The sequence below is a fragment of the Mycolicibacterium obuense genome, from assembly GCF_055397605.1.
Genome location: NZ_AP043663.1, coordinates 4091428 through 4116028, shown reverse-complemented (window position 1 = coordinate 4116028; position 24601 = coordinate 4091428). Strand labels below are relative to the sequence as shown.

General features: G+C 65.2%; 26 protein-coding genes and 1 pseudogene. 14 read left to right on the top strand and 13 right to left on the bottom strand.

Translation table 11 applies throughout. From position 1 onward, the window contains the following. Positions 1-762 precede the first annotated feature (762 nt). Positions 763-1185 (bottom strand): Rid family hydrolase, encoded by a 423-nt coding sequence (locus ACZ50N_RS19625; protein ID WP_143820334.1) that lies wholly within the window; start codon positions 1183-1185, stop codon positions 763-765. Between the two features lie 715 nt (positions 1186-1900). On the opposite strand from ACZ50N_RS19625, the gene ACZ50N_RS19620 reads away from it, so the two are divergent. The 3 genes and pseudogenes from ACZ50N_RS19620 to ACZ50N_RS19610 all read left to right on the top strand — a co-directional run. After that, positions 1901-2416, top strand: coding sequence for a DUF421 domain-containing protein (locus ACZ50N_RS19620; RefSeq protein WP_464470222.1), 516 nt, complete (start codon positions 1901-1903; stop codon positions 2414-2416). 1045 nt (positions 2417-3461) lie between these two features. Then, positions 3462-4700 carry a bifunctional alpha/beta hydrolase/OsmC family protein gene (locus ACZ50N_RS19615; RefSeq protein ID WP_464473582.1) on the top strand — a complete coding sequence of 413 codons (1239 nt, stop codon included), beginning with the start codon at positions 3462-3464 and terminating at the stop codon, positions 4698-4700. A 117-nt stretch (positions 4701-4817) separates the two neighbouring features. Then, positions 4818-5072: pseudogene (locus ACZ50N_RS19610) on the top strand (hypothetical protein); the annotation flags it as partial. Here ACZ50N_RS19610 and ACZ50N_RS19605 read toward each other — a convergent pair. Further along, positions 5005-6309, bottom strand: coding sequence for an MFS transporter (locus ACZ50N_RS19605; RefSeq protein ID WP_464470224.1), 1305 nt, complete (start codon positions 6307-6309; stop codon positions 5005-5007). The pseudogene ACZ50N_RS19610 and the gene ACZ50N_RS19605 overlap by 68 nt on opposite strands. An 81-nt stretch (positions 6310-6390) precedes the next feature. Here ACZ50N_RS19605 and ACZ50N_RS19600 point away from each other — a divergent pair, with 81 nt between their 5' ends. From ACZ50N_RS19600 to ACZ50N_RS19590, 3 genes are read left to right on the top strand one after another with little or no spacing between them, the layout of a single operon-like run. Further along, the gene (locus ACZ50N_RS19600; RefSeq protein ID WP_464473581.1) at positions 6391-7359 is read left to right on the top strand and encodes a GlxA family transcriptional regulator; all 969 of its coding nucleotides are present in this window, start codon (positions 6391-6393) and stop codon (positions 7357-7359) included. A 46-nt stretch (positions 7360-7405) separates the two neighbouring features. Further along, positions 7406-7828: a hypothetical protein gene (locus tag ACZ50N_RS19595; protein WP_046361617.1), complete on the top strand. Its 423-nt coding sequence runs from the start codon at positions 7406-7408 to the stop codon at positions 7826-7828. Positions 7829-7888: 60 nt separating this feature from the next. Then, positions 7889-8578 carry a hypothetical protein gene (locus ACZ50N_RS19590; RefSeq protein WP_464473580.1) on the top strand — a complete coding sequence of 230 codons (690 nt, stop codon included), beginning with the start codon at positions 7889-7891 and terminating at the stop codon, positions 8576-8578. A gap of 11 nt (positions 8579-8589) precedes the next feature. On the opposite strand, the gene ACZ50N_RS19585 is transcribed toward ACZ50N_RS19590, so the two are convergent. Continuing rightward, entirely contained in the window at positions 8590-9273 is a 684-nt protein-coding gene (locus ACZ50N_RS19585) for a hypothetical protein (RefSeq protein ID WP_464473579.1), read from the bottom strand. 37 nt (positions 9274-9310) lie between these two features. Between ACZ50N_RS19585 and ACZ50N_RS19580 the strand changes: the two genes are divergently transcribed. After that, on the top strand, positions 9311-9601 hold the full coding sequence (locus ACZ50N_RS19580) for a hypothetical protein (RefSeq protein ID WP_464473578.1): 291 nt from the start codon (positions 9311-9313) through the stop codon (positions 9599-9601). A gap of 447 nt (positions 9602-10048) precedes the next feature. Here the strand turns inward: ACZ50N_RS19580 and ACZ50N_RS19575 are convergent, their stop codons facing one another. Together ACZ50N_RS19575 and ACZ50N_RS19570 are read right to left on the bottom strand one after the other, a co-directional pair. Further along, complete coding sequence (locus tag ACZ50N_RS19575; protein WP_046361614.1) at positions 10049-10456, bottom strand: helix-turn-helix transcriptional regulator; 408 nt, start codon at positions 10454-10456, stop codon at positions 10049-10051. Positions 10457-10628: 172 nt separating this feature from the next. Beyond that, positions 10629-11288: an HAD family hydrolase gene (locus tag ACZ50N_RS19570; protein WP_073683259.1), complete on the bottom strand. Its 660-nt coding sequence runs from the start codon at positions 11286-11288 to the stop codon at positions 10629-10631. Positions 11289-11444: 156 nt separating this feature from the next. On the opposite strand from ACZ50N_RS19570, the gene ACZ50N_RS19565 reads away from it, so the two are divergent. From ACZ50N_RS19565 to ACZ50N_RS19555, 3 genes are all read left to right on the top strand, one after another. Further along, on the top strand, positions 11445-11582 hold the full coding sequence (locus ACZ50N_RS19565; protein WP_157850928.1) for a hypothetical protein: 138 nt from the start codon (positions 11445-11447) through the stop codon (positions 11580-11582). A 164-nt stretch (positions 11583-11746) separates the two neighbouring features. Next, positions 11747-13219 carry an NCS1 family nucleobase:cation symporter-1 gene (locus ACZ50N_RS19560; RefSeq protein ID WP_046361612.1) on the top strand — a complete coding sequence of 491 codons (1473 nt, stop codon included), beginning with the start codon at positions 11747-11749 and terminating at the stop codon, positions 13217-13219. After that, the gene (locus tag ACZ50N_RS19555; RefSeq protein ID WP_464473577.1) at positions 13216-14208 is read left to right on the top strand and encodes an isopenicillin N synthase family dioxygenase; all 993 of its coding nucleotides are present in this window, start codon (positions 13216-13218) and stop codon (positions 14206-14208) included. The genes ACZ50N_RS19560 and ACZ50N_RS19555 overlap by 4 nt, the downstream gene beginning before the upstream one ends. A 57-nt stretch (positions 14209-14265) precedes the next feature. On the opposite strand, the gene ACZ50N_RS19550 is transcribed toward ACZ50N_RS19555, so the two are convergent. Next, the gene (locus ACZ50N_RS19550) at positions 14266-14403 is read right to left on the bottom strand and encodes a hypothetical protein (protein WP_166429226.1); all 138 of its coding nucleotides are present in this window, start codon (positions 14401-14403) and stop codon (positions 14266-14268) included. 170 nt (positions 14404-14573) lie between these two features. Between ACZ50N_RS19550 and ACZ50N_RS19545 the strand changes: the two genes are divergently transcribed. Both ACZ50N_RS19545 and ACZ50N_RS19540 read left to right on the top strand, forming a co-directional pair. Continuing rightward, positions 14574-14732: a DUF6307 family protein gene (locus tag ACZ50N_RS19545; RefSeq protein WP_164481785.1), complete on the top strand. Its 159-nt coding sequence runs from the start codon at positions 14574-14576 to the stop codon at positions 14730-14732. A gap of 4 nt (positions 14733-14736) precedes the next feature. Beyond that, entirely contained in the window at positions 14737-14934 is a 198-nt protein-coding gene (locus tag ACZ50N_RS19540; protein ID WP_046361611.1) for a hypothetical protein, read from the top strand. A gap of 24 nt (positions 14935-14958) precedes the next feature. On the opposite strand, the gene ACZ50N_RS19535 is transcribed toward ACZ50N_RS19540, so the two are convergent. Both ACZ50N_RS19535 and ACZ50N_RS19530 read right to left on the bottom strand, forming a co-directional pair. Continuing rightward, a complete protein-coding gene (locus tag ACZ50N_RS19535; RefSeq protein ID WP_464473576.1) occupies positions 14959-15591 on the bottom strand; it encodes a GIY-YIG nuclease family protein in 633 nt (210 codons plus the stop codon). A 24-nt stretch (positions 15592-15615) separates the two neighbouring features. Next, positions 15616-16968, bottom strand: a complete 1353-nt coding sequence (locus ACZ50N_RS19530) for an acetamidase/formamidase family protein (RefSeq protein ID WP_048422903.1) — start codon at positions 16966-16968, stop codon at positions 15616-15618. A gap of 140 nt (positions 16969-17108) precedes the next feature. Between ACZ50N_RS19530 and ACZ50N_RS19525 the strand changes: the two genes are divergently transcribed. Continuing rightward, positions 17109-17510 carry a hypothetical protein gene (locus ACZ50N_RS19525; RefSeq protein ID WP_464473575.1) on the top strand — a complete coding sequence of 134 codons (402 nt, stop codon included), beginning with the start codon at positions 17109-17111 and terminating at the stop codon, positions 17508-17510. A 9-nt stretch (positions 17511-17519) separates the two neighbouring features. Here the strand turns inward: ACZ50N_RS19525 and ACZ50N_RS19520 are convergent, their stop codons facing one another. From ACZ50N_RS19520 to ACZ50N_RS19510, 3 genes are all read right to left on the bottom strand, one after another. Beyond that, positions 17520-18878, bottom strand: a complete 1359-nt coding sequence (locus tag ACZ50N_RS19520; RefSeq protein ID WP_464473574.1) for a wax ester/triacylglycerol synthase domain-containing protein — start codon at positions 18876-18878, stop codon at positions 17520-17522. 80 nt (positions 18879-18958) lie between these two features. Then, positions 18959-19429: a lipoprotein LppJ family protein gene (locus tag ACZ50N_RS19515; protein WP_082133203.1), complete on the bottom strand. Its 471-nt coding sequence runs from the start codon at positions 19427-19429 to the stop codon at positions 18959-18961. Between the two features lie 70 nt (positions 19430-19499). Beyond that, positions 19500-21383, bottom strand: coding sequence for an alpha/beta hydrolase (locus ACZ50N_RS19510; RefSeq protein ID WP_048422906.1), 1884 nt, complete (start codon positions 21381-21383; stop codon positions 19500-19502). A gap of 281 nt (positions 21384-21664) precedes the next feature. On the opposite strand from ACZ50N_RS19510, the gene ACZ50N_RS19505 reads away from it, so the two are divergent. Beyond that, the gene (locus ACZ50N_RS19505; protein ID WP_464473573.1) at positions 21665-22930 is read left to right on the top strand and encodes an HNH endonuclease signature motif containing protein; all 1266 of its coding nucleotides are present in this window, start codon (positions 21665-21667) and stop codon (positions 22928-22930) included. Between the two features lie 10 nt (positions 22931-22940). Here ACZ50N_RS19505 and ACZ50N_RS19500 read toward each other — a convergent pair whose 3' ends face one another. Together ACZ50N_RS19500 and ACZ50N_RS19495 are read right to left on the bottom strand one after the other, a co-directional pair. Continuing rightward, positions 22941-23828 carry a phytanoyl-CoA dioxygenase family protein gene (locus ACZ50N_RS19500; protein WP_464473572.1) on the bottom strand — a complete coding sequence of 296 codons (888 nt, stop codon included), beginning with the start codon at positions 23826-23828 and terminating at the stop codon, positions 22941-22943. A gap of 56 nt (positions 23829-23884) precedes the next feature. After that, positions 23885-24466, bottom strand: a complete 582-nt coding sequence (locus ACZ50N_RS19495) for a TetR/AcrR family transcriptional regulator (RefSeq protein ID WP_048422907.1) — start codon at positions 24464-24466, stop codon at positions 23885-23887. Positions 24467-24601 lie beyond the last annotated feature (135 nt).

Here is a 24601-nt window from a genome sequence, read left to right as displayed (position 1 = left end):
TGCGCCGGAGTTCGAACTTTCAATGGGCCGTACTGAAGTCGGGTGCCGGAAGTGGTAGCCAGTCCATCCCATGAGCTCACCCGAAAGTCGGTCGATGCAAGAACCCCGACGTCGGCGACAAGTGTGACTCAATGTTGGTTCCCTTGCGCTGATCCCGCTTGAACCTGCGGGTGCGCCTCTACCCGAGGCGGTGCCGGCCTGCTCGCGTCGATCGATAGTGCGTGTATGACGCAGGGTGACAGCCGTCGATGGCAGGTAGGCAGACTAGATGGAGCGCCTTGCCTCGAAAGGCCCTGGTGCGGAGCCAACCTCAGCAGACACGTCTGGGTGCGTCCGATGAGAAAATGGTCGTTGAGTCCCCGAGCAATGCAGCTGGACTGCGGATCTCCGACCGAGACCTTTTGGAGCCCTGGACTTTCCGTCAACGCTCAGCATCCAAAGGTGTGAACGTGGCGTGGTCGACGCGGTATGCGATCCGTAGATGCCGAGGCTGGTGGGAATGCGTTTCCTCGACCCAGCGTGCCGGAGTCGTTGGACGGTGTCGTGGCGGGAATCGGGCCGGCCATACTGAACTGGCCGGCCCGACGCCCACCGAAACTAGGCGCATGCCGTCTGAAGTGTTATCAGTTCCTCGGTGTCGCTACTACTTTGACGAGAACATTCAGATTTCCTGCCCCGGCCGAACTGTACGAGACCACTGTTGCTCCGCAGCCCACCGCGCTGTTCCTTCTCGCTTCGGGCGCGGACGCGCACGACTCGGTCCTATGTTTGGTTGAGTATCGCGGTGACGCGAATCTCGACTCGCATTGCAGGTAGCCCCAAACTGGTGACACCACTTTGCGTCCAGATTGGCGCTACATCCCCCAAGTGTTCGGCGAATTGTGGTGTCATGACGGCATTGTGGTCTTCCCAAGAGGCCCCCCGCTCGTCATCGATGACGTGGTAGGAGTTGATATGGACGACGTCAGACCACTTCGCACCAGCAAGGGCGAGCGTACGAGTCAGGTTGTCAAAGGCCAGCCGGATTTCCGCGTCTAGCGCTTCCGGGATGTTGAACTCGTCGTCCCATCCTCCTTGGCCTGATGTCTCGACGCGGTCACCGATGCGAAGCGCTTGACTGTAGCGCAGCCGTTTGACCATGGCCTCGCCGTATCCAGGCGTAACGAACAGTTCCACGTTCGGCATTTCCGTTCCTTCTCTTCATTGTTGATTCCCCGATTGTGGGGCTGTCAGCGGACAGATCCGTCGAAACCAGCAGAGCAGGGCAATTCGCCTTCACGCGACCGCGGATTCGGCGCCTCGTGGCGAGCGACGTGCTCCCGGCCAAAGTGTGGCATAGATGCATGCACATTGGCATAATGACAGTTTGTTGGATATCGTGCGAGTCTGTCAAGGCGAAAGGTATGGAGGCAGTGGATGAGTCGGCGGACTCGGGCGTCAGAGATCCACCCACCGTCGGCCCATGTCCGGCGGGCCGGCGCCACGACTCGTCTCGGATGTGGTGTGGACCGTGCCGCCGATAGGCTCCGATACAACGGCTTTCCTCAGCGGATCGCGGACTTGCACGGTCGCGTGTATACGGGTGATGCACGCGGCATGCAGCGACGTTCAGTCCTGATGCCAGCCTGTGGTGACTCCAAATCGTGTGCTGAAGAACGCGATACAGCTCGTCGCCGCAAACGACGGGACGTCGACTGGTGCCGTATAGTTGGCGACCAAACCCCAGAAGGCAAGTCTCTGAGCCAGCGACGACTGATCCGTCGCGATGGCCGAAGGCCTTTCAAAAGTACGAAGTGAGTTGACATCTCGCTCGGGGAACCGGCGCATTGCGCGCCCTCGCCACCAGTAGGAGCGGTCGGCCGCCAATGCCAACTGTCAGCTGATTCAACAAGGGAAGATCATGGAGCACGTTCTGCATGCTTTGATCGGGGACCTCTCCACGCTGGCGGGCAACGCGGTCAAGGCCGTGGCACTCTTCCTGACTGCAACCGCGCTCTTCCGGCTGAGCGGGCGACGCAACCTGGCCGACTTCGCCCCCTTCGACTGGCTTGTCACCGCAGCTGCGGGCGCAATCGTCGGACGATCGGCCACCGCCCCCGACACCTCGTGGCTTTCGGCGACTGTCGCGCTCGTCAGCCTGCTCACGACTCACGCCCTGCTCGCGAGGCTTCGATTGTTCCCGCGACTGCAGCGCATGATCGACCCGCCGCAACGAATACTCATCCGGGACGGCCTCATCATCGAGAACAACGTCCGTCGGTGCGGGCTGACCGCAGCTGACCTCGACGCGATCTTGCGCCAACATGGCCACCGCGATGCGAACAGGATTCATTTGGCGATCTTCGAGACCAAAGGCACAGTCTCGATTTTTCTCCGCGACGGATCCGCTGGTGAACGATGTGCGCCATCGAGTTAGGGGCGAGTGCGCTGTTCAGCGCTCGTACAACCCAAGCGGCAACGAAGTGTTTAACACTCCGACTGTCAGTCAAGCCTCGACACAGGATTGTCGGCCACGTCCCGAGGCTCCAGTGTGAGGACGATCTTGAGTTCGCCTGTGCGATGTATGTACCATCGAGTACAGTCGATCAATTGTCCGACGCGATCGCTGCCAGAAAGGCATTCGAGGCGACCGGGAATATGCCGAGCCGCGGGCCTGGATAACTGTACGCTGCGGTACATCCGGCAATTGCCCGGTCGAAGATCGATGGCTGTCCGCCGCGGACCTTGGTCCTGGTGCGGACGATGAAGCGCATCGAAGCCCGTGGCAGTTCATTCACGTCGCGTAGTAATCCCCGGGTAGGTCGCCGATAGATGTAAGTGAGGCAGTAGTTCTGTGCGACTGGATCTCTCGACGAAATGAGGCCGGGATGACTACGCTTGCAGCGACATCGCAGGTGGCAACCACGACAGCCATCATTGGTTACCTAATGTGGAGAACCGTCGGGTGGCGAGACGGTGCGCAGTTCCGAAGGCGGGTAAAGGTCAGAGTTGCCTTCGTCATCTTCGTGGGCTCCAATGCCTTGATTCAAGATGGGACCGCCCGCATCTTGCTCTTGCTGTTCGTGTGCACTCCGGTTGCAATGGCGGTGATCTACTCCTGCATCAAGCGAAAATGCCGTCGTCCCACAACATCGTGATCGCTGCGACGCCTGTGAACAATCGAGGGTACGGGCGCGGTGGCGAAATAGGTCGCTACCGAACGGAAGCACATGAATGCCGCGGGTTTTGTGAAACAGTCTGGTGCTGATACGCATTCGAGTCCTGCGAATGGCACGGGATCCACTTCGCCGCGGTGTTCAGCTCGGTCTGATCGTAGGAATTAGCACGGGCCGCTCAGAAGGCTGGATTTGGCGGAATCGGTCTTAAGCGCGTACGGAGACGCCGTCCGTCAGCCCGCTACCGAAACTACAACTGTTCCGTATAGTACAGTTCGTCTGAATCATCATCAGGCAAGGAGCGATGTGAACACCCCAACCAAAACGGTCTTTCGCGGCAGCAGCGGAGATTTGGCCGGGAAGCTGGAGATGCCGACCGGCACCCCGCAAGCCTGGGCACTGTTTGCGCACTGCTTCACCTGCGGCAAGGACAACATTGCTGCAGGCCGGATTTCGCGTGCCCTGGCCAACCAGGGTATTGCGGTTCTTCGATTCGACTTCACCGGCTTGGGCGAGTCCGATGGTGACTTCGCCGCGACCGGCTTCAGTTCCAACGTTCAGGACTTGATCTGTGCCGCAGACTATCTCCGTGAGCAATTTGTCGCGCCAGCGATCCTCATCGGACATTCTCTGGGCGGTGCGGCAGTCCTAGCAGCCCGTCCGCACATCCCTGAGGTTCGCGCAGTCGTCACCATCGGCGCCCCGGCCGACCCGGCCCACGTCACCGGACTGCTGAGCAACGCGTTGCCCGCCATCGAATCCGGCGAGGCCACGGTGTCAATCGGGGGTCGACCATTTCGGCTGCGCCGCAGCTTCCTTGATGACATCGCTGAGCAACCGCAGCGTGAGCGCATCTCGAGACTTCGCGCCGCGTTACTCGTCATGCACGCACCCACCGACGAGGTGGTGTCGGTGACCAACGCGCGGGAAATCTTCGATACCGCCCGGCATCCCAAGTCATTCATTTCACTCGACGGCGCCGACCACCTTCTCAGCAACCGGTCCGACGCCGAGTACGCGGCGAGCGTCCTCGCCGCCTGGACCAGCAAGTACATAGCAGCGCCATCCACGAGTACCCGCGTCACGGACACTGAGGGTCTCGCCGATGGCGTCGTGCGGGTTGCGGAAAGCCGGACCGGCAGACTGAGTGAGGAGATTAGTGTGCGCCGACATCGTCTGACGGCAGACGAACCCCACCCGGTCGGCGAAGACACCGGGCCCACTCCGTACGAACTACTTCTGGCTGCGCTGGGAGCATGCACGTCGATGACGGTGCGGATGTATGCCGACCGGAAGCAGTGGCCGCTTGAACGCATCGTGGTCAACTCGCGCCACTTTCGCATTCATGCGAAGGATTGCGCCGAATGCGAGACCGCCACGGGAATGGTCGACCGGATTGATCGTGACATCACCCTCATTGGCCCGCTCGACGACGATCAACGCGCCACATTGCTCGAGATCGCCGACAAGTGCCCGGTGCATCGCACCCTTCGTTCCGAAGTCTCCATCCTCACCGTTGAAACGAAAGCCGACGAAGAAGACTGACACGAACCGGACTTGTCCTTCGACGCAATTGTCATTCATGGCGTTCCTGACTGCGACCAGCACCTCGACGTCGGTGTTCCTGACCATCGGAATGACGTTGATGCGGCTCATGTTGCGACTGACGTCCGATACACCGGGTCCGGTGTCGCGTACAACGGCTCGAGCATCCTCGGCGCGGCGATCGCACCGTTCGTCGCGGCATGGTTGGCCACCTCCTATGGGGTGGCGTGAATGGGCGTCTATTTGATTGCGCCGCGTTGCTGACGCTCATTGCGCTTTTTGGTCATGCGAGAGACGAGATGCCTCACTCGACGACATCGAGCATCTCGTCCCGCTGCCTTGCGCCCACTCTGCGCACCGACAGGCACATGACCGCTGCGACGGCGCACAGCCCGGCCGCTAGGTAGAACGCGAGGTCGTAGTCGCCGCGCAGGTCGCGAATCCAGCCGGCGCCTGCCGCGGCGACCGCAGCGCCGAGCTGGTGCGAGGCGAACACCCACCCGAAGACGATCGGCGTCTTATCACCGAAGTAATTGCGGCACAGCGCAATTGTCGGCGGCACCGTGGCCACCCAGTCCAGGCCGTAGAAGATGATGAATACCCACGTTCCCGGCTCGGCGCGGGGAGAGAGCAGCGCCGGAAGCGCGAGAAGCGACAGCCCGCGCCCGGTGTAATAGATGACCAGCAGCACCCGGGCGTCGACCCGATCGGTCAACCATCCGGAGAACACCGTGCCCGCGACGTCGAGGATGCCGACCACGGCGAGTAGGCCGGCGGCCACGGTCGTCGGCATCCCGTGGTCGTTGGCTGCGGGGATGAAGTGGGTGCCGATCAGCCCGTTGGTCGTCATGCCGCAGATCGCGAAGCTGCCCGCCAGCAACCAGAACGCCGGTACCCGCGCACCCAGCACCAGCCCGGAGAACGCCGCGGCGAAACTGCTGTCGGGTGGGCGTGGCGCCGGTCCCGTGTCGGAGGACGGCTGCCGGCCGTAGCGGCCAAGGCCCCTGTCCTGCGGCCAGTTTCGCATCAGTAACAGCACGGGTGGTATCACGGCGAGCGCTGCGGCGGCGACCAGAAGCGACGCCCAACGCCACCCGTGATGCGTTGTGATGGCGGCGACCACCGGCAGGAAGATCAGCTGACCCGTCGCGCTGGCCGCGGTCAGCACCCCGGTGACCAGTCCCCGGTGCGCCTCGAACCACCGGGTCGCGATCGTGGCCACGAAACCCATCGAGATGGCGCCGGTTCCGGTGCCGACGAGCACACCCCACAGCAGGACCAGTTGCCAGCTCGCGGTCATCGTGACGCTGAGCGCGCTGCCGGCCGCGATCAGCGTCAGTGCGACGGTCAGCACCGGGCGAATGCCGAAGCGATCCATCAGTGCCGCGGCGAATGGCGCGGTGAGACCGAACAACGTCATGTTCACCGACATCGCGAGTCCGACCGTTCCGTGCGACCAGCCGAACTCGTGGTGCAGCGGGTTCATCATCACCCCGGGCACGGAGCGGAAGCCGGCGGCGCCGAGCAGCGCGATGAAGCTGACGGCCGCCACCACCCAGGCCCAGTGCAGGCGGGCGGTGCTGCGCGCAGAGCGGTCTGTCACGGTCACCGCTCGACTATGACGGCAGTGCGGCCCGACGACTAGTGGCAAGACTGCCGTTATGTGTCAAAAACGTGCCATCATGGCGTCATGTCCGCCCACCGGGTCGTCGTGCTCCTGCTGGAACCTGTCATCGGCTTCGACGCCGCGATCGCCCCGACGCTGTTCGGTGCGGCCAGCAGCCCCGAGGGCGCACCGCTGTACGAGGTTCTCACCTGCGGGCTGACGGCCGATCCGGTACTCGCCAACACGGGGTTCGCGATGATCCCGGCCGCCGGGGCCGAGGCCCTGGCCACCGCCGACACCGTGGTGGTCCCCGGCACGCGTTATCAGCCCGCTCGCGTCGACGGCCGGCTCGAACCGCAGGTGGCCGATGCGCTGGCGGCGATCCCGCCCACGGCGCGCGTCGTCTCGATCTGCACAGGCGCCTTCGTGCTCGCTGCGGCGGGGCTCCTCGACGGCCGGCCCGCTACCACCCACTGGCAGCACGCCGACACGCTGCGCGCACTGTATCCGCGGGTGTTACTCGATGAGAACGTGCTGTTCGTCGACGACGGGGACGTGCTGACCTCAGCGGGCCTTGCCGCAGGTATCGACCTGTGTCTGCACATCATTCGGCGCGATCACGGAACACAGGTGGCGAACGCGGTCGCCCGCTACTGCGTCGTACCGCCGTGGCGGGAGGGCGGCCAAGCCCAGTTCATCGAAAGTCACCTGCCTGCAGACGATTTCGCGTCGACGGCGGCGACCAGAACCTGGGCGGCGCAGAATCTGCACGAACCATTGACGATCGGCCGGCTCGCCGAGCATGCCGGCATGAGCACGCGTACGTTCATTCGCCGGTTCCGTGAGGAGACCGGCCAGCCACCCGGAGAATGGATCCGCAACCGCCGCATCGACCGCGCCCGCGAGCTACTCGAGGGCCACGACCTCAGTGTCGACGAGGTCGCCCGACGGTCGGGGCTGGGCTCCGGCGGCAATCTCCGGCACCACCTGCGCCGCGGATTGGGCATGTCGCCGTCGAGTTATCGCAAGGTCTTCGCCGGCCACGATCGCTAGGTCCGGGTGAAGGAAGGCTGTCCCAGCCCATCGCTACTCTCGAATCATGCAGATCACCGGCGCCTTCCTCGCCGAGCACGCCGAGATCGTGGACGGCAAGCTCAACGTGACGGGAGGCGTTCTCGACGTCGTCAAGGCTCCGGCGATAGGCCTGACGAACGAGAACGGGGAGCAGTTGGCCCTCCCACTCAGCCTGGTGACGCTGATGCAGGCCGGGCCCGACGACGAGGGCCGGCCCTATCGCATGAAGCTGGAGGTGGTCGCGTCCAACGGCGACATCATCGTGCTGGGCGACCAGGAGATCCCCGGCGGACACCCTGAGGGAGAGAACCACTTCTGGATCAGTGACTTCGGGCTCACCACCCGGGCGACCGGACGCATGGCGTTGATCGCCAGCATCGAAGGCGGCGGCAGCGTCAGTGTTCCGGTGTTCGTCGAGCGGGTCGACAGTCACCCGCCCGCTGGGTGAGCGTCCCCGGTGGCCGACACGTCATGCAGTCCGGCTGAGCGTTGGCGACGAATACCTTCAGTGGCGAATAGCGCGTGCAGCGTCCGCAGGCTGCGGATCCTTCTTGCACTGTCGAACGTCGTCCTCGTCGTCGTCGGCGTGCTCGTGGTCTCCGACCCGACGCGGCGGGACGCCCGCGGCGCCGGTCGGCCCGAATTGCCCGACCTCCACGTCCTCACCGACACCATGCCCGTCGACGAGAGCGCAGTGCCGCCGTTACCCGGCACGCAGTGGGGCACCATCATCGCCGTCCCCCAGGGTGGCCCCGCCCCGGTCCAGCCGCCTGAATGCGGTGTGTTCCTCTCGCAGGGAGAGGTTACCCAGAAGGCCCTGGCAATGCGCTCGTCGGGCGGTGCGGCGATCGGCATCGAACTCGCCGTCACACCGCAGCGTGTCCAGGTCCATGGTCTGCCCGACCGGTGTGCGTCGTTCTCGCTGACCACACCCGAGCTTCGCTCCGCCACCCGTGTCGAACCCGCAGACTTCGGTGCCACTGCGCCAGAAGCGATCAGCGTGCTGATGCACACGCGGACGACCACGAAGACGCAGTCGCTGGCGTGGGACATCGCGATGATCGTCGGCGTCCACCGCGGGCTGTTGGTGACGGCGGAATACACCCCCGGACCCCACGGCGCTGCCTTCGATCCCGCATTGGCGCAGCAACTTCCGGCACTGTACGAGGCTCAGACAACGCGATTGGACAAGAGCTGAGCCGCAGGCAGTCAGGCGCTGTCGCGCAGATGTGAGGCGACGGCGCGCAGGCGCGCCGGTTCGGCACTCGAGCGTCGCGATCCGATCTGAACGAACCCCGTCTCCCGCACGATCCCCAACGGGCCGGGACCGCTGAAGCGAGCAAGACCGGCGGCGCGGAGCGCGTAACCCGCCTTGGCCTGGCGGAAGCCGACCATGGTCCCGAGACCGGTCAGGCTGACCATGCCGAAGAGTCCGAAAGCGGCAGCGGTGAACAGCGCCCATATCGAGACGTTGCGGATGAACGTGCCGACGCAGGGGAGCCTCGGCTGCAGTCCCGAGCGAGCGGTCACCTGATCGGTGAGCGCCTTCACGATCCCGGGGAGCTTCGCCGCCTCGGCCGCCAAGGTCGCCGACGTCCTCTGCAGCAGCGCCGGATCAATCGGAAGGCCGAGAGAGCGCATTCCTTGAAGGGCGTCCAATGTCGTTGTGAACCAGGAAAACTGCGTCGGGAGAAAAGCTGTCGAGGACGGGTTCGGGTACACAGCGCTGATCAGCCGGGGGTCGGCGATGCCGAGGCGATTCAGAACCGGTGTCACGGCCGAGCCACTCAGCTGCTGTTGTATCAGCCATTGCAGCTGGGCCCAGGTCAACAGGACGAACCACTGCAGAATGCTGGGCGGTGCGACCACTGCCGTCGCTGAGACGAGTGGCACCGTCGTCACGGCTGCCGAAATGGAGACGGAGACAGCGATGGTCGGTTCAGTTGCGGAGGAGATCGGTGATTCGCCTGTGGCGGGCGCATTCTCGACGACAGGAGCGTTCTGCGCGACGGGGGGAGCGCTGACGACTGACGCGGGTTCGACAGCAGGCGTGGAGGTGCTCGAGGCGTCGGTACTCACGGGACTCGCGGTGATCCCCGCGTCGTCCGCGGTCGGCGCCGTCGTGGTTGCGGTGGCGACGGGTACCGACGTTGAGGACGAATCTGGTCCAGTGGTCGACGAATTGGTCGCGGTACCGGACTCGGTGTCCTCCGCGGGTTGATCGATGGTCGGAACGTCTTCGGGCGTCACATCCTCCGGTACCGCAGGCGACGAATCCGCGGTGCTGTCCGTGGACGTGTCCTGTTCCTGGGACGGAGGGGCGGCATCCTCGATCCGCGGAGACTCACCGGAACCATCGGTGTCGTCGGGGTGCGCGGCCTCTGCTTCTGTGCGTGACGGCGAGAGCGATTCTGTGCCCGGTTCCCGAAATGACGTGTGTTCGGATCGGTCCGTGACGGATGGACCGTCTCGGCTGCCCGAGTCGACGGAGTTCGGCGCGCGATCATCGGCGTAAGCGACGGCTCCGCCGCCGCCGAAGACGACAAGGATCGACGAGATCGCGCCGCCTGCGGCGATGTACCGCCATGCCGGCACGGTGCATGTGTTGGACCGCAGGGCCGGTCGCCCCATCGCTACGTCCGGGCTCGGTGGCTCGAGGCGAGCTCGATCACACCGACGCATCGTCGGCGAGGTGTTCCTTGCGCCGCAACTCGTCGACTTTCTCCACGACATCGCGCTGCGCCTCCGGCGACAGTCCGATGGCCCGCGCGGCCACACGGCGCACCCCCTCGTCGCGAAGACCGGCGAGCAGGGTCAGCTCTTGGTCGAGCTTCGCGTAGTAGGCGTCGTCGGTGAAGAACTCGGGTCTGATGCGGAAAAAGTTTGCCAACGCGGCCATTGTCGTGTTCGACGGATTGGTCCGGTTTCCCGATCTCAGCTGCGACAGGTAGGGAGCCGACATCGTCAACCCCTCCGCCTTGAGCGCCGTGACCACTTCGGCGGACGTGTGCGGTCCGCGTCCAGGCGGATAGACCGTGTCGAAAAGCCTGTTCAGACGGTCTGCGAATGTGTTCATATTCTGCTCTTATCGTGTGCGGCCGGTGGGCGGATTCCCGTGCCGATCGAATAAGAATAAGTTCTGGCATTTCGATCGCGGTGAAATCGACGTATTCGAATTGCATTCTTTTCAACCGGTGTTGCTGACGCCATCGGGGAATGGCAACCGAAATTGTTGCGCTTGCAAAAGATCACGGGATGCGTAGGACATCGCCCACCAGTGGATGGAGGGTGTCGTGCTCGGCCAGCGGTGCCGGCTCGGTGTCGCGCGCCATGTGTATGCGGTTGTGCCACCACACGGGCATGCCCACGTTGGCCGCTCCGGCGATGTCGTAGCGCGATCCCGCGACGAAGAGAACGCGGTGCGGTGCGAGCCCCAGATGCTGGAGCGCGAGAACGTACGGGGCCGGGTTCGGTTTGTACGCGCCGGCCGCTTCGGCCGTGACGACGACGTCGAGAGGGGCGTCGAGCCGTGAGGCCGCGAGATGCCCCAGCCGTTCCGAGCAGTTGGTGACGACACCGAGCGTGACGCCGGCGGCAGCCAACTCGGCCAGGACAGCGGGCGCTTCACCCCACGGCTGCAGTTCCGCCCAGCGGGCAGACAGACCGGCCGCCAGGCCGCGATCGAGAGCCAGCGACTCTGCGGCCTCGGCGACCAGCGCCTCGTAGTCCCGGTACGAGCCCTCGCCATACGTGATCTCGAGATATCTGTTTCGCCAGCGGCTCCCCGTCTGCGGATCTCCGGCGACGTCGTTCCACACGGTCCACGAATCCAGCAGTGCGGTCAGCAGATCGAACAGCACCGCGTCATAGCGTGGGGATCGAACCGGGACGTAGCTACCACCAGACACAGTCGGCCTTCCTCGAGACGAGAGTCGTCCGTCGACAAGCCTCGCCCTTCACGCTGTTGTTTCCGTGCGTAACACGCTGGTAGCACGCGTCCGATACGTTCCCTTGCGACAGACCTCCCCATCGGAGGCAGCTGGTTGACAGGAGCAGCGGGAAGCATGGTCGTACGCGGCAACTCATTCGCGATGGTGATGTCCGGCATCACCTTCACGGTGGAAGAGTGCCTGCGCGCCATCTCGTCGCAGCGAGTGCCGATGGCGCTGCTGTCGATCACCAGAGAGCGCGAGTACCACTAACCGCGCCACCGGTGTGCCCGCGGTCGGGTGAAATCCCAGCGGACACCGCGCGTATCACGTCGACCCGAGCGCAACGTCGGATCACACATCACCGCACCGGTCATCCCGGTCCTGCGGCCATTTGAACTTCGCAGCAACGCCTGCGCACCTGGAAGTGAAATGCCATGTCCATCAGCTCATTACCCGAGACACCGACCATCGGTGTGCCCACCGCCACGTCGACCCGTCTATACAACGCGGACCTCGCGCCCGTCACCAAGCGAAACTGGGGTGTCTACAACTTCTTCGCCATGTGGATGCAGGACATCCACAGCATCACCGTCTACACGTTCGCCGCATCGCTGTTCTTCATGGGCCTCAACGGCGGTCAAGTCTTCATCGCGCTCACAGTCAGCGTCGTGATCATCTGGGCGCTGATGAATCTGAGCGGGATCGCCGGACAGCGCACCGGGGTGCCGTTCCCTGTGCTGGCACGCTCCAGCTTCGGGATCTGGGGAGCCAACATCCCCGCGTTGATCCGCGCCGCCATTGCCGTCATCTACTACGGGATCCTGACCTATCTGGGTTCTACCGGCCTTCAGATCGCCGCGCTGCGCGTGGCACACGATGCAGTCGAGCCACTCACGCACCCAACGCTTCTCGGCCTCCATGTGCTCGGCTGGATCTGCTTCGCCGTCATGTGGGCGATTCAGCTGCTGGTCGTCCGCCACGGCATGGATGCGGTGCGCAGATTCCAGGACTGGGCGGGGCCCGCGGTCTGGGTGGTGATGTTCGCACTCGCCGTCTGGATGGTCATCAAGGCAGGCGGCAATGTGTCGTTCGACCTGAGCCCCGACCAGGCGCACGGCTGGGATCTGACCTACGAGATGTTCGCCGCCATTGCCCTGAACGTGTCGTTCTTCGCCACCTTCCTGGTCAACTTCGCCGATTTCGGGCGCCTGGCGCCGAACGAGAAGACGATCACCCGCGGCAACTTCTTCGGACTACCGGTCAACTTCGTGATGTTCGCCATCGTCGCCGTCACCGTGACATCAGCGAGCATCGTGGTGTTCGGCGAGGCGATCACCGACCCCGTCAAACTGATCGAAAAGACCGACAGCACAGCAGTCATCCTTTTCGGCGCCCTGGTCTTCACGATCGCCACCATCGGCATCAACATCGTCGCCGATTTCATCTCGTGCGCATACGACTTCTCCAACATGGCGCCCAAACAGGTCAACTTCTTTCGTGGCGGTCTGATCGCCGCGGTGCTGTCAGTGCTGCCACTCCCGTGGCACCTGTACAACAATCCGGAATCGATCGCATACTTCGTCGGCGGACTGGGAGCGTTCCTCGGACCTCTGTTCGGAGTGCTGATGTCGGACTACTGGATCATCCGCAGAGGGCGCGTCGACGTCGCAGAACTGTTCCGCGCCGACCCAGAGGGCAAGTACTACTACACCCGCGGGGTCAATCCGAGGGCGCTGATCGCGTTGATACCGGCGACCGCTGTGGCGGCAGTTCTCGCACTGGTTCCGGCGTTCGGGGCCTGGGCGCCGTTCTCCTGGGCGATCGGCGCCATTCTGGCCACCGCGCTCTATGTGCCGATCGCGTGGAGCACACGCGAGACCGAGACGCCGGCGGAGGTGACCGCATGACGCAGACCGTGTCTGACACCGTTCCCCTCATCGACCTCGCCCGGGCGCGCGGCGGGGAGCAGGATCGCCGCCAACTGGCCCGCCAGATCGATGATGCGAACTCTCACGTCGGATTCCTCGCCGTCGTCAATCACGGCGTCTCCGCCCAGTTGCTCGACGACATGTACGCGGTGACGGCCGAGTTCTTCGACAGCGCCGAGAGCGTGAAACTGGCGGTCCGTGGGGAACCGGATACGAGCCGGGGTTACATGCCGCCGAAATCTCGGGCATTGGCGCGTACCCGGGGAAAGGTGACGCCGGCCGACCTCGTCGAGTTCTTCTCGATCGGCTTGCCCGACGTCCCCGCCGGCGACCCGTGGTTCGTCGAAGCCCGTCGACGCGGCCACTTCCGGGACAACATCTGGCCGTCCGTCAATGGGTTCCGGGGCGTGTGGGAGCGCTACTACGACGAGATGGCGGCGCTCGCATTCGACATGATGCGCCTCTTCGCGCTCGCACTCGGACTGGACGAACACTGGTTCGACAACAAGGTGGACAAGCCGATCAGCAATCTGTTCGCCAATCACTATCCGCCGCTGGAACACCCACCCGAACCCGGCCAACTCCGCATCGGGGAACACACCGACTACGGCAGCCTCACGCTGCTCTATCAGCGCGACGCCGTAGGTGGACTCGAGGTGAGACTCGACGACGTGTGGGTTCCCGTCGCCCCGATCGCCGACAGCTTCGTGGTCAACATCGGAGACCTGATGGCTCGGTGGACCAACGACAGGTGGACCTCGACGCTGCATCGCGTGCAGAATCCCACTCTCACCGGCCCGGCCAGCCGTCGGCTGTCCCTTCCGTTCTTCTGTCAACCCAACTACGACTCGGTCATCGAGACGGTTCCGACCTGTGTCAGTGCCGGCGCCCCGTCGAAATATCCGACGACCACCTCGGGTCAGAATGTGACAGACAAAACCAGGGCCAGCTTTGGTGTACGGACCTGAGAGGCAACCGGTTACGAACTCGCCACCCCGCGTGTCTGAACTGGTGGCGGCCGACTGTCAGTGCTTTCTGTTGTCGAACAACGCTTCAGCCGAAGACCGCTTGGCCGCTGTCTTCGCATTCTTGTCGACGCGCTTTTCCTTCAACGATTTTCCCGATTTCTTCGACATGGCCTGGCGCGGAGACTTATCAGACATGAAGGAGCCCCTTGATTCTGGGGCCTGGGTGGTCCCGATGCCCCGACGGTACTCCTGTCGCGGGTTCCCTGGTGGTTTGCGGTGAATCGGCGGCGAGGCGCCGTGCGTGTAGCGTTGAGGGATCAGGTAGCTCGGATACGAGCGAACATGCCTGAGTGAAGAGGAATCTCATGGCATCGCCATCGACCATCCGATCGCCGTACGAAGTCCGGTTGGCGCTAGTTCAGGACACCATCACCTCGCATTCGCCACTCGATACCGATGCGGCCCGCACCCTCGCGGTACAGATCCTGGCGACGATCAACTCCATTCCCGAAAAGGTGCGCTGACCTCGTGACGGTCAAGGTGACACTGCCCGACGGCGGTCTCGACAGTTACATGCGGTTCGGCGACACCTACGTCGAGCACGGTGACGGCAGCTTGGACGTCATTCGCACGGGAGTCAAAGACACGTTGCGCTACACCTCGGACGAATGGGTCGGCGTCGAAGGTGATCGCAACACGTCGAAGACGAGATTCTTCCGTCGCTGACCGGGGTTCACGACCGCGCAGAGTTCACGACCATTCGGCGAGAATGCGCATCTTGCCGGCCTTGACCGCTGCATCGCGCCGCAGCTTCTTCAGCTCCGGCGCGAATGCGTTGCGCTCGTTGCCCTGGATGTTCAGCGGCAGCACCAGGGCATCGAGCAGCTTCGCCTCCATGTGCCAGGGCTCGGGATGGAGCACCCACGACACCGCCGCGTTCTCCGCCATCCACTGGGTCAGGATCGCTTCGCCGCCGGCGAACGTCTGCCGTTTACCCGAGCCGACCCGGCGCAGCGCAAAGCCCAATTCGCCCCCCAGCAGCACACCGAGGGATTTGCGCAGCGTCGAGCCGTCTGCGGCGGCATTCCCCGCGCCGAAGTGATATCGGATGCGCTTGCGCAGATCCTGCGGCGTCTGCGGCTTGCCGTCGGCACGCGGCGGACCGGGACTCACCCCGACGTACAGCAGTGTCCAGCCGTCGCGCTGCTCGCACTCGGAGACGTCGATACCGCCCGGGATCTCCCGGAACCACCACCCGTGCGCACCCGCGCGGGCGGGCACCGGGTCTGCCTCGGAGAACACCTCGTCACGCGTATACCTTTGCGCGGCAAGGAAGTTTGCGATCACATCTGCAGTGCGCTTCTCGGATATCCGGCCAGCCATGTGGCACAGCCTAGCCGCCCCGCGTCAGCTGAAATGCGCCTTGTACACCTGCCCGTGCACGCCGACGGTCCGGTCCACCACCTGCGAGACCGAGAAGTCGGCGGCTGCCGACAGATACGCGTATGCCGTCGCGCGATCCATTCCCCGGTCGGTCTCGAGGAAATCCAGCGCGTTGACCACGGCGCGCCTCATCGCCACGTCGAGGTCACTGCCCTGCCCGCCGACCGAGCCGTCGGGATCCGACAGGCCTATCGGTACCCAGGCGTCGGCTGTCTCGGCGAACGGGTAGCGGTACGACACCGACGGCGCATCGCCCGATCCCGGCTTGCACACCGTCAACCGGTAGGTGCCCCGCAGTGAACCCTCCATCGCCGTCAGCGCCACCTCGCCGTCACCCATGCCCATGTGCGGATCGCCGACGTAGAACAGGGCTCCTTCGGCGAACACCGGCAGATAGAACGTCGACCCGGGACCCAGCAGACGGATGTCGATGTTGCCACCGCCGACGGTCGGCGGGATCGAGTTGGCGGTCGCCGCGGTCAACTCGGTGTCTTGTGAGAAGGCGACGCCCATCATGCCCATGAACGGCCGCAACGGGAACCGCACCCGAGCGTCGCCGTAGGTCATCACGCCGTGACCGTCCTCGACGGCGGTGAACGTCGACACGTTCCCATAGCGCAGAGGATCTTTCGTGGCTCGCCCGTCGGTCGCCGTCGGTGGCATCACCTCCGCCAGCGTGATGCCGGCCGGGGGAGAGCCGTCGGAAGCACGCGCCAAAGCACCCTTGCCGTGCCTGCTGGAGACCACGCCGTAGGGCACCCGCGGAATAGCCTCCAGCACTTCGATCTTCACGACATCACCCGGCTCGGCTCCCTCCACGAAGACGGGGCCGGTCACCACGTGTGGGCCGTCTTTGTCGAAATCGCGCGGAGTTCTTCGGTACTCGGATGCGATCGCGACCGCATCATCGAGCACGTCGGCTTCGGCGACACCGTGGGCGCCGAAGTACTCGACCGGATTGCGGCCCTGGTCTTCGAGGATGCCCTCGTGGCTGACCGCGTCGATGCTGACCGTCTGCCCGGAAGACATCCGGAGCACGGGTTCGGCGTGGACGTTGGGGACGTATCCCCAGAGCACCTCGTCGGGGCGGGACTGAAGATAGTGATCGCCGGTGGGATCGCCCTGGCCGGGTTGCAGGACGGTGAAGCTCCCCGCCGACCCTGACGTCGCCGATGGCTCGGAGGGGCTCGAGGAGCATGCCGCGGCGATTCCGGCGACGCCGGTCCCGGCCCCGACGGCGGCCACCGCGCGCAGGAAGTCCCGGCGCCCCAGTCCTGTCCACAGGGCTTCTGCGGCGTGTCGAGCGAAGTCGGCCATCTGTCACCTTTCGTCGGGGTCGTGAAAGGTGTTCCCGCGCACTGTTTCCACTCTGCTAATTCTGTGGAACCGCTGTGTTAGGGGTCGATCGCAGCAAGAGTCGGTACTGTCGGGGGCACTTGTCGACGAGAGGACCTTCCATGCCGGACAGCGATCTACGCAGCTCAGCCAGAGCGTTCCTTGCCACGGCCCGGGGGTTCGCGCTGGCGTCCGTGGCGGTGCTGATCGTCTCGTTCGTGACGGCGGGTGAACTGGTGCAGTTGCACGAACTCGAAGACATCCACGGCGGTGCCGCGATTGCACTGCACGTCGTCACCGCCGGCTTGACCGTCGCACTGGCCGGGTTGGCCTACGCCCGGCGGAGCGCCTGGTGGACCGCGGTGGTCGCCGGATTCGCGTGCATCTATTCGTTCATCCAAGCCGCCCTGGGGGAGGGCGACACGCTGAAATTCCACATCCCCGGCGCCTTGTTCCTGGTGGTCGCCGTCGTGTGGCTCACGGCGTGGCTGTTCTCGCCGGCCGCGGCCGACCGCGACCGCTGACCGCCGGCCTCACGCCGGGGCGAGTTCCAGCACTTCGTCGAAGCCTTCGCGTAGGCAGTCCATGAACACCTCCAGGTCGGGGACGGCACCGGCGTCGATGTCGACACCCAATGCGCAGGTGTCGACGTAGGTCAACAGGGTCACGTTCACCGCAGCGCCGATCGTCGGCCCAAAGGCGTATTGCTTCAGCACTTTCGACCCGCCCAGAGACACCGGCACCGGGATGCCGGGAACGTCGCTGCACAGGAAGTCCACGTGCCGCAGGATCGATCCGATGTACCAGCGCGGCACCCGGTTGAGCACGCCTGCGATCAGCTGGGTGTGCGGTAGTGACTTCTCATGCCGTACCCGTGTGGTGATCTCGCGGATCCGCTGAATGCGCGTGGCCGGATCGCTCTCCCCGACGGGGATGTCGAATCGCATCACGGTGATGCGGTTGCCGCCGGGCGCATCGTCGTCGGTGCGCAGATTGATCGGCATGGTCAGGTGCAGTGAGGACACTCCGACGTCGTGCCGCTCGTGGTAGCGGCGTAACCCACCGGCCACCCCGGCGACGAATGCGTCGTTGAGCGCACCCCCGCCGCGGTGGCCCGCCTCCCGTAGTCGGGGCATCGTTATGTCGAGCACGTCGAGCCGTCGCAGCAGCGTCCGCCGGCTCATCAGCGCCGACCCTGCGTGGTTGACCGGGCGCACCGTCCGGTAGACCGAGGTGGCCATCTCGGCGGCCGAGCGCGCGGTACGCAACGGTGCGCGGGCGCTGTCGACGAGCAGTCGCGGCACCGCGGCGGCAACCCCGATAGCGGCCTCGCCGACCAGCCCGACGCCGTATCGCGCGGCCTCGGCGTAGTCGTCGACGACGCTGTGCGTCGGTGTGACCCGGTCTGCCTCGTCGTGCGCCGCGAACTCGGTCAGGCCGAAGAGCGTCATCGCGATCTGCACCCCGCCCACCCCGTCGGAGAGTGCATGGTGAAAGACGCACAGCACCGCGGCTCCGCCGTCCGGCAGTCCCTCGATCAGGGTGATCTTCCACAGCGGCCGGGCGCGGTCGAAGTCCTCCATCTGCGCCAACCGGGCGAGCTCCAACACATCGGCGAACGACCCGTCCGCGGGCAATGCCGTTCGGCGCATGTGGAAGTCGAGGTCGAAGTCCGCGCAGTCATGCCACCGCGGGGGCGCGTACAGAGGCGTCTCCATCACCCGCTGACGCAGCATCGGCAGCTGATGGCTTAAAGCCTCGACGCGCTGCCGGACCTCGTCCCAGTTCGGCGTGCGATCGAGCAGCATCACCGTCACCACCGTCGAGCGCAGTCGTGGGTCACTTTCCATCGACCATGTGAAAGCGTCGCTGCTGCGCATGAATTCGTTCATCGTCATCTCCTGCGCACCAGTGTGGCGACGGGCGCGCAGCCGTCAGAAGGGGCTTTGGTCCCGTTCTGAGCGTCCCTTGCTCAGCGGTTCTGCACCTCGCCGGTGATGTCGTGCAATGCGCTGTCGTCGCGATGGTCGGTCATGTTGCGGCACTCGCCGAAGATCTGCAGCGAGCCCCGCTGGGGGTAGTTGCCCACCGATGCGATCGCCATCACGCCGCCCTTGTGCACCACCTCGCCGTAGGGATTGAGCCCCGGCGGCGGGCCGGGCGCCCACCCCGGCTGCCGGGCCGCAACCGTGGCGACCTGCTTGGCCATCGCTGCGCTCTCCGTGCCCGCCGGCACCTCATACGCCACGTCGACGCGGCCGTGGTACGGCGGCTCGCCTTGGTCGTTGCACCATTCCCACTCGAAGGTGGCATAGGTGACGCGCAGATTCGCCGCCTGGGCGATCTCCTTGGCCGCGTCGACGACCTGCGCGCGGGCCTGGTCGTCGGGCAAGCCTTGGGCTGACGGGGTGGCGGACGCGGTGTCCTCGGGTGGTGGAGACATCGATGAGCAACCTCCTGTGACGGCGGCAAGGACAGCGAATGCTGCTGCCGCGCAGAGTCGTAACCGCATATCAGTACCTGTGGTCATTGGTGACGGTCTTTCGGTCCCATTCGGGGTCGTAGATGATCGGGGTCTGCACGTCGACACCGGGGATGGGCACCTTCCCGACGATGGGGACGTCGATTTCGCGCGGCGTGCTGACCGTGATCGGATGGCGGTGCTCGGCGATCAGGTTGTCGGTGACCAGGCGGTCGGCGTTCCCGGACGCGATGTCGGTGATGCCGCGCAGCGACTCGCTGCCGACTGTGTAGTAGTTCGAGTGGTCGGAAGGGTCGATGCCATCGGCGCCGGCGACTTCGGCGCGGAACCTCACGGACCCGAAGTCCTGACCGGCGGGGTCGGTGCCCAGCCCGGCCGAGACGCCCATCATGTTGCCCAGCTTCTCGTTGAGGGCGTTGGGAAGTCCTGGCCCGGCTTCCCCGAGCATGCCGACCGGATCGGTGGAGGCGTCACCCACGTACACCTGCCCGCCGTTGAGGTGGAAGTCCGCGGCGCTGCGGGCCGCGTCGGTGCCCGGGCACCCGAGGAGCACGGCGTCGTTGGCCTGCATCCCACTGCGAGCGAACGCATCCGCGACTGTCGTCGAGCCGTAGGAATGCCCGATGACCGTCGTGTGCTGCGGCACCGACGGATCGTGGGTGACACCCAGGCTGTTGACGTCCCAGGCGAGCGCGTCACCGCCGGTGCGCGCCAGCCCGGGCGTGGCGATGTTGGGGTCGGTGAAGCTCTCGGGGGTGTCGTAACCCATCCACGAGATCACCGCCGTCGGATCGGTCGGATCGGCCTTCAGGGACTGGTCATAGAGGTTGCGGGCGTCGTTGTGGCCGTCGGAGAGCCACCCGTCCCGCACGCTGGACCCGGTGCCGGGCACGATGACGGCGGTGTTGGCGGACTTGTCCGGATTGCCGATGGAGACCGCCGCCCGGCCCTTACCGTCGAAAGCCGTTGGCTCATAAGCCCACAACATCGTCGGGCGCAGGTTGCGGTCCATCCGCTCCTGCGGGCTGATGTCGCTGTAGCGGCGGTTGTTGCGTTCGTCACCGTCGATGCCCATCTGGTGCAGCAGACCGTCTTGCGTTCGCTTGGCGTTGTCGTACCGCACGACGTCGTCGCGGGAGAGCCCAAACCTGCTCGGGTCGGATGTGACGTCATCGACCGAGACGCCGTGCTGCTGCGCGGTGTGCTCGACGCGGTCCAGATCGTCGTCCATCACCGCGACGTTGACCTGATCGCGGACTTCTGCCGGTAGCCCGTTGAGGTTGCCGAGAATCGGCGGGTGTTCGGCGATCAACTCCTGGCGCTGCTGATCGGTCAGGCTGTCCCACCACTGCTTCACGTCGGCGGGTGCGGTGTCCATCGACGGGATCTGCACCGGGTGCCCGTCGACGGTGATCGTCGGGTTGTCCAGGTTCGGGCCGTCGGCCTGATCGATCGCCGCCGCGGTGTTCTCGTCGAGGTCGGTGAACAGCTGCAGGATCTTCTTCAGCATGGTGCTGCAGTTGTCGGCGATGCTGTGCAGGAAGCGGCCGACCAGCCACTGATGCGGCGTCACGGTGCCGTCGTCGGCGACCGCGAAGCCCATCTTCTCGAGCGAGGACACCAGGTCCAGCAGCGCGTCGCGCAGCGCGCCCATCTGCAGGCCCGCGTTCTGCAGCGCCGACTGCAGCTGTTGCAGACGCATCGCCGTGCGCTCCTGGATCGCGATGTCCTTGAGCCCGCGGGCGATCGCTGCCTCGGCCGCGGCGCCTTTCCAGTGGTCCTGCAGGTGTGACAGCGTCTCGCGCTCGCCGGCGATCACGGTCTGGACCTCGGTGTACTGCCGACCCAGCTCCGCAGCCGCATCGACCAGCGTGCCGGGGTGCGTCCCCCTGACCACCGAAATCGATACCGGCATGACCCTCCACTCGTCGCTGGGACGATGGTGTCACATCCCCGGTGGAGGTCAGTGCGCCTGGACGGGGTGGCTTCGAGGCTGCGGTGCTGTGGTCGCCGTTCGGCGGAGGATTGCGCACCGTCAAGTACCGCATCGGCGAATCCGCTCGGCTGCCGGATGAGCCTTGGCCAGCCGCACGAGCAGGCTATCGAACAGCGTCCGACAGTGCTGGGCGGCAACGAGTTTCGGGTCCCATCAGTCGGCGGCGCCGACTTGTCGGTGCCTCGTGATTGTGTGGGGTCATGTACCCGCGCAGTTCGTTGGCCATCGATGAGCGGCTCTCGGTGCTCTTCGATGAGCTGGCGGAGCTGACGGGGCAGCGCAACGCGATCGACGGGCGGATCGTGGAGATCTTCGCCGAGGTCGATCGCAATCAGTTGTGGGCGGCCGCCGGAGCGAAATCGACGGCGGGGCTCTTGGCGTGGAAGGCCGGAGTATCCCCGTCGCGGGCGCAGACGATCGCCGCGATCGCCCACCGCTATGACGAATTCCCGCAGTGCATCGACGGGATGACACAGGGTCGTCTCTTCGTCGATCAGGTCGGGGTGATCGCCGAGCGCGGTCTGCCTGGCTCTGACGAGCACTTCGCCACGATGGCCCAGTGTGCGACGGTGTCCCAGCTGCGGACCGCGCTGAAGATGCAGCCCAAACCCACCCCGGAACCGGAGCCCGTTGACGAGGCAGACGATGAGGACGACGACGGGGAGGTGGTCGTCGATCCGGGGCCGCAGGTGTCGATCACCTCGACATCGGATGAGCAGTACACGTACTGGACCATTGCACTGCCGCACGTGGAGAACGCCGCGTTCGAAGCCGCGCTGGCGTCGCACCGCGACGCACTCGTCACCGAGTGGAAGGCCGTCGACCCTGACGGGCGGGCGTCGATGCCCGGCACCGCTGCGGCGTTCCTGCGGCTGATCGGAGCGAGCTGGGACGCCGAAGCGGCGGCCCGCCCGCACGGGCAGCGCACCACCGTGGTCATCCACGTCGACATCCAAACCCGCCTGGCAGCACTACATTTGGGTCCCGTTCTGCCCGACAGTGACCGCCGCTACCTGACCTGTGATGCCACCTGCGAGGTGTGGTTTTCCCGCGACGGGCAGGTGGTCGGCGCCGGCCGGTCGACCCGCACGGTCAACCGGCGGCTGCGCCGGGCGCTCGAGCATCGCGACCGGGCGTGTGTGGTGCCCGGCTGCGGGGCGACCCGGGCGCTGCACGCCCACCACCTGGTGCACTGGGAAGACGGCGGCCCCACCGAATTGTGGAACCTGGCGCTGGTCTGTCCGTATCACCATCGGGCCCATCACCGGGGCCTGATCACGATCACCGGCCCCGCCGACCAGCTCGTCGTCACCGACGCCGCCGGCCGCGCCCTGACCTCAGACTCGTTGGCCCGCACGCCCACCCAACCACCGCCCGACGTCGCACCATGCCCCGGCCCGACCGGCGAACGCGCGAACTGGTGGTGGTACCAGCCCTACGAACCCCGCCCACCCTCGACGAACTAGGGCACGACGATCACTCGCTGTGCGTGAGCGAGTCGGTGAAGGCCGCGTTCGCTGCGCCGTTGAGGCGGCTGCCGTCGAAGCCGTACTCGACGGCGTCCCCGCGGATGGCCCGCAACGGATCCTCGAAGTCCCGGAAGTAGCCCATCGCCCAGGCGCCCTCCTGGTATCCGATGAGCTTCAGCAGATCATCATCGAGAGTTCGCGCGACATCCAGTGGTACCGAGAGGAATTGATTCTCTTCCTGGCGCACCCAACCGACGCAGTAGTTGACGTTGATCGCGCGCCGCACCCGATCGGAACGGTTGGCGGCGCCGCTGTGCACGATCTTGCCGGTGTAGATCAACACGGAACCGCGTGACATCTCGGCCTGCAGGCATTCGTCGTCGCCATAGTCGGTGGGCTTCTTGTCGCCGACCTGGCTCCCCGGAACGACCCGGGTGGCGCCCATCTCGGCGGTGTAGTCCGACAGCGCCCACAGCGTGTTGCACTGCACGTGGTAGTCGTCGGGGAAGGGGTAGAAGTCGAACGCGTTCTGGTCGCGGTGCAGCGCCTGTGCCGACTCGCCGGGTTCGATCGAGATCACCTGCGTGAGCATCAGCTGAAACGCCGACGCGTGGCCCAGGAAGTCGGCGCAGACGCCCATCATCGTGGGGTTCTGGACCAGCGTGCGGCACCCGTGCGAGCGTGCCACCAGTGCGCCGGTGCGCCGCGTCCGCCGCCCGATCATGGCGTTGTAGCCGAGCGGGGTGGCGTCGAGGTACGGCGCGAGTTCATCGTCGATCTGGTCCATCAATGCTGTGGACGCGAGGTCGTCGACGATCACGTAGCCGTCGCGACGCAGGAGGTCGGAGATCTCCTCAGGCGGCGTGGTGGCGGGTACGTGGTTCAGTTCGGCCATGGGCTCGAGTATCGCCATCGCATGTGTTGAGCTGGTAAAACGGCGTCACGCCGCCGTTACGAGACAGGCGCTCCCGCGTGATCCGGGGAGAGAAGGCGGGCCGACAGTTCGACGAGGGTCCGCTGCAGATCGCTGTCGCCGATGTCGGACATGTCGGGATCGGCCGCGACCCGGCAGACACCGGACAGGAACACTCTGAGGGCAATCCGGTCGGCGATGCACGGCTGCGGTCCCTCGAGCAGCTCCTGCAGGCGGTCGGTCACGACCCTGAATTCCGGTTCATCGCGCACCAATTGATCGATACCCGGATCGCCGTAGAACAGGACCGACAGTTGACGATGTCGGACCACCATCTCGATCAGGCCACTGACCAACACCTCGCGTCGGCGCTGCATGTCGGGAAGCACTTCGGCAATGCGAATGACCCGGGCCATATCGTCGATCGAGGGGCGCAGCACCTCCAGCGCAATCTCTTCTTTGGACCGGAACTGGTAGTAGACCGCTGCTTTACTCACCCCGACGCGGTCGGCGATCATCTGCAGCGACGAGCCGTGGACTCCGTGTTCGGCGAACAAGGCCAGGGCGGCGTCGAGCACGCGTTGCCGCGCCAAGCCGCGCGGAGCAGTGGGTCGCGCCATCCACCGTTCCTTCCTGTGAGGCCCTTCCTGTGAGACCGGCTCAACCTTAACGCCGAGCCTTCTCGGCGAGTGCCCTTTGGGTTTATCGATCGACAAAACAAAGCTAGCCGATCGGCTTGCTGAAATTATGCAGCC

Coding starts and splice junctions, on each gene's coding strand:
- ACZ50N_RS19565 (WP_157850928.1), top strand. CDS start 11,445: ATGGTCGTACGCGGCAACTCATTCGCGATGGTGATGTCCGGCATCACC.
- ACZ50N_RS19515 (WP_082133203.1), bottom strand. CDS start 19,429: ATGTCTCCACCACCCGAGGACACCGCGTCCGCCACCCCGTCAGCCCAA.
- ACZ50N_RS19520 (WP_464473574.1), bottom strand. CDS start 18,878: ATGAACGAATTCATGCGCAGCAGCGACGCTTTCACATGGTCGATGGAA.
- ACZ50N_RS19600 (WP_464473581.1), top strand. CDS start 6,391: ATGTCCGCCCACCGGGTCGTCGTGCTCCTGCTGGAACCTGTCATCGGC.
- ACZ50N_RS19525 (WP_464473575.1), top strand. CDS start 17,109: ATGCCGGACAGCGATCTACGCAGCTCAGCCAGAGCGTTCCTTGCCACG.
- ACZ50N_RS19505 (WP_464473573.1), top strand. CDS start 21,665: ATGTACCCGCGCAGTTCGTTGGCCATCGATGAGCGGCTCTCGGTGCTC.
- ACZ50N_RS19550 (WP_166429226.1), bottom strand. CDS start 14,403: ATGTCTGATAAGTCTCCGCGCCAGGCCATGTCGAAGAAATCGGGAAAA.
- ACZ50N_RS19560 (WP_046361612.1), top strand. CDS start 11,747: ATGTCCATCAGCTCATTACCCGAGACACCGACCATCGGTGTGCCCACC.
- ACZ50N_RS19575 (WP_046361614.1), bottom strand. CDS start 10,456: ATGAACACATTCGCAGACCGTCTGAACAGGCTTTTCGACACGGTCTAT.
- ACZ50N_RS19625 (WP_143820334.1), bottom strand. CDS start 1,185: ATGCCGAACGTGGAACTGTTCGTTACGCCTGGATACGGCGAGGCCATG.
- ACZ50N_RS19530 (WP_048422903.1), bottom strand. CDS start 16,968: ATGGCCGACTTCGCTCGACACGCCGCAGAAGCCCTGTGGACAGGACTG.
- ACZ50N_RS19595 (WP_046361617.1), top strand. CDS start 7,406: ATGCAGATCACCGGCGCCTTCCTCGCCGAGCACGCCGAGATCGTGGAC.
- ACZ50N_RS19620 (WP_464470222.1), top strand. CDS start 1,901: ATGGAGCACGTTCTGCATGCTTTGATCGGGGACCTCTCCACGCTGGCG.
- ACZ50N_RS19580 (WP_464473578.1), top strand. CDS start 9,311: ATGGTCGGTTCAGTTGCGGAGGAGATCGGTGATTCGCCTGTGGCGGGC.
- ACZ50N_RS19510 (WP_048422906.1), bottom strand. CDS start 21,383: ATGCCGGTATCGATTTCGGTGGTCAGGGGGACGCACCCCGGCACGCTG.
- ACZ50N_RS19555 (WP_464473577.1), top strand. CDS start 13,216: ATGACGCAGACCGTGTCTGACACCGTTCCCCTCATCGACCTCGCCCGG.
- ACZ50N_RS19495 (WP_048422907.1), bottom strand. CDS start 24,466: ATGGCGCGACCCACTGCTCCGCGCGGCTTGGCGCGGCAACGCGTGCTC.
- ACZ50N_RS19500 (WP_464473572.1), bottom strand. CDS start 23,828: ATGGCCGAACTGAACCACGTACCCGCCACCACGCCGCCTGAGGAGATC.
- ACZ50N_RS19535 (WP_464473576.1), bottom strand. CDS start 15,591: ATGGCTGGCCGGATATCCGAGAAGCGCACTGCAGATGTGATCGCAAAC.
- ACZ50N_RS19545 (WP_164481785.1), top strand. CDS start 14,574: ATGGCATCGCCATCGACCATCCGATCGCCGTACGAAGTCCGGTTGGCG.